Origin of the sequence: Acinetobacter sp. YH16051 (assembly GCF_013417135.1) — a bacterium.
In the GTDB taxonomy this organism is placed as follows: domain Bacteria; phylum Pseudomonadota; class Gammaproteobacteria; order Pseudomonadales; family Moraxellaceae; genus Acinetobacter; species Acinetobacter towneri.
Window position 1 is genome coordinate 1 of record NZ_VPEN01000070.1, and the last position, 2,851, is coordinate 2,851.

The 2,851-nt window shown below is 37.4% G+C and carries 5 protein-coding genes; 2 read left to right on the forward strand and 3 right to left on the reverse strand.

The features are described 5' to 3' along the window. A partial coding sequence (gene mobQ, locus FTV41_RS14155) for a MobQ family relaxase (protein WP_257221986.1) occupies positions 1-1,104 on the reverse strand: 1,104 nt, incomplete at its 3' end. Between the two features lie 221 nt (positions 1,105-1,325). On the opposite strand from mobQ, the gene FTV41_RS14160 reads away from it, so the two are divergent. Then, positions 1,326-1,586, forward strand: a complete 261-nt coding sequence (locus tag FTV41_RS14160) for a mobilization protein (RefSeq protein ID WP_111034328.1) — start codon at positions 1,326-1,328, stop codon at positions 1,584-1,586. Between the two features lie 102 nt (positions 1,587-1,688). Next, on the forward strand, positions 1,689-1,940 hold the full coding sequence (locus FTV41_RS14165) for a hypothetical protein (RefSeq protein ID WP_004969151.1): 252 nt from the start codon (positions 1,689-1,691) through the stop codon (positions 1,938-1,940). A 23-nt stretch (positions 1,941-1,963) separates the two neighbouring features. On the opposite strand, the gene FTV41_RS14170 is transcribed toward FTV41_RS14165, so the two are convergent. After that, entirely contained in the window at positions 1,964-2,278 is a 315-nt protein-coding gene (locus tag FTV41_RS14170) for a BrnA antitoxin family protein (RefSeq protein ID WP_179996720.1), read from the reverse strand. Next, positions 2,241-2,552 carry a BrnT family toxin gene (locus FTV41_RS14175; RefSeq protein ID WP_179996721.1) on the reverse strand — a complete coding sequence of 104 codons (312 nt, stop codon included), beginning with the start codon at positions 2,550-2,552 and terminating at the stop codon, positions 2,241-2,243. The genes FTV41_RS14170 and FTV41_RS14175 overlap by 38 nt, the downstream gene beginning before the upstream one ends. Positions 2,553-2,851 lie beyond the last annotated feature (299 nt).

The following is a 2,851-nucleotide window of genomic DNA, read 5'->3' on the forward strand; positions in this document are numbered from 1 at the left end:
ACCTTTCTCGATCATGCTGTTGACGTAATCAAGCTTGGCTTGTGCAACGACTCGGAATATGTCACTGGTAGCATTCGCAAGCTCTTTTTCAAGATTGACAACGGCTCTATGCTTTTCGGGCTGTTTAAGCTCTTTCGCTTTTTGAGTTCGTGTCAGTCTTACATGGTCTAGAGTGGATCTCACCTTGTCAGGGTTAATCTGTGGGATTTGTTTTAGGTGTTCATCCGCTGCATCTAAATTCTGTTTGATGCTGTCAAAAATACTGTGTTGTGGGCTTTGCTTAACGCTCTCGTGTTGTAAGTTTTCTACAAGCCGCTCGGTCACAATGATTTCTTGTTCTAAGTTTTTCAGAAGTTCAGGCAAATGCTGATTTTCAATATTTTGCTGTTTGATTAAATCGTTTTTCAGGCTGATTTCAGTGTCAATGCCCTGTCTGCGTAGCTGTGTGACCGCACTGCCTTCATGGACTGTTGCTTGTAACCCGTTATTTTGATCTGCATAACTGCGGTGGTCTACTTCGGATAAGTAGCCTGCTCTAGCTAGATGCTTGTTAGTTAGGTCGGCAAATGCTTCTCTCCAGTGGCTTACAGTCTGACTAGAATTTTCTTTGTTAAAATCTCGGTTTCTCTTTTTGGCAAAGTCGCCAGTTTCAAGGTCGATCTGACGACCTGTAAACATGATATGTGCATGATAGTTACGTTCATCACTTCCGCTTGCGGTATGTGGTGCGTGAATGGCTGCATCCACGATTACGTCATGTCGTTTTACAATTTCCTGGCATAACTCATTGAGTAAGGATTGACGTTGTTCAGCATTGAGTTCATGCGGAAAAGCAATTTCAAATTCTCTTGCGAGGTTGGCATCTTTTCGACGTTCAACTTTTTCAACCGTGTTCCAAAGGTGATTGCGGTCGAGTAGCTCAGGATGGGTATTTTTAGGGGCATAAATTTTTGTAAATTCGACACCTGTTTTTCGGGTGTAATCCTGTTCTTTGCCTTGTCTTTCATCTATCAATTTTTCACCTGAACGATAAGCAGCACATGCAACGGCTGAACGCCCTGCACTTCGACTGATTGTCTTCACTGAAAAATGATAAATTGCCATTTTGCCTTTGCTCTTAAATTCGATTTCGAATTTTACCAATCTGCATAGATTGGTTTGGGGTTGTAGGGGATGTTCCCCTGCCGTACTTCCATTGAAAAAATCAAAGATTTTTATCAATGGTAAAGTGCGCCCTTCGGGAAAACCACAATAGCAGATAGTACCTTGAATTTCAATTCATGTACGCTTATGCTAGCTGTGGTTTTTTAGGTATTAGAGTGACGATGAAAGTAGAATCTTTAGAACAACAGATTGCGAAACAAGAAGAACGCTTAAAACAGCTTAAAGCACAGAAGCAAGCTGTTCTCGCTCGTGAAAAAGCCAAGCAAAAAGAACAAGAGCGAAAGGATGATACGAGACGTAAAATTCTATTGGGCTCTTACTTGCTCAAAAAGATGGAAAATGAAGTCAATAAGGAAAAAATACTTGCTGAAATGAACGAGTATTTAACTGAAGAAAGAGACAGAAAGTTATTTAATCTTTAAGGTTTTAATATTCAAATTTCGTATAAGAGATTTTATGTTAAATAAGACTATTAAGATCAGTTATAATTATCCAATAAGTGATTAAAAATAATAAGGTAATTTATGTCTACATGGGTGTGGGTACTTATTTATTTGGCAGTTAGCTTAATGTTCAAATGGATTATTTCATGGGGTGGAGCTGATTATATTAAAGGCTGGAAGAGTATCTTTTTCTTAGATATGGAATCAAGCTCATGGAATGAAGAACAGCTTAGAGCTATGGCTTTGTTTCTATGGATAGCATTTACCATTCTTTTTATTATAGGTTTAATTTACCCCGAATTTAGATTCTATAAGCTTAAAAATAGTTTGTAAAAAACGGAGCTTAAGCTCCGTTTTTATGGGTGATTTTTTAAATCATTCAGCATGGCATCACGCAGAATTTTATTCATACGTGTCTGATAACCTTTACCTTGTGCCTTTAACCATTGCATAACGTCTGAATCAATACGAACAGTCGTCACTTGCTTAGTTGGTTTATAGAAAGGATTCTGGACAGCATTTTTCCAGAAGCTGTCATCAAGTTCAGGAATATCTGAAAAATCGATTTCACTGTCTGGACGTTTAGCTAACGCTTCCAGTCTTGCCTTTTGTTCTTCAGACAAAACAGGAGGATTATTCAAATCCATTTTGTAGGTAACGGTTTTGCTCATATTGGTTCCTCTCTTTTTTCTCTGCCTGTCGTGCCGAAATAATGCGGATATGATCAATCCCATTATGATCTTGTACAGTATGAGCCACTAATAAAACTGTCTGGCCGTGTACGAGACCTATCGCTTGCCAACGATATTCACCATTTTCAAAGCGATCCTGTTTGAAGACGGCATAGGCATCATAAAAAACCAAGGTTGCATCTTCGAAAGCTACACCATGTTTTTTGAGGTTTGTATCTGCTTTATGCTCATCCCATGAAAACTCAATTTCCATAGTTGTATCGCTTTTTGTTAATATAAAAATGTTAATACAAAATTGTAAATTTTGCAAAGTTGTTCCACTTTTTATTGGCAAAATATTACAGAATCGAACATAAAAAAGCCGACTTGTTTCAAAGTCGGCTTTTTACGGATTTTAGGGTTGAGTGTGAAATTTTAAGTCATTGATTTTTATATTAATATACAAGTGTATTGCGTATAACCACCATTATGTTAAATGTATAACTTTATAAAGTGTTAATTTTAAAGTCTTCCAATGTTTTGCCTTTTTCTTCTAATAAATTATGAACAAAC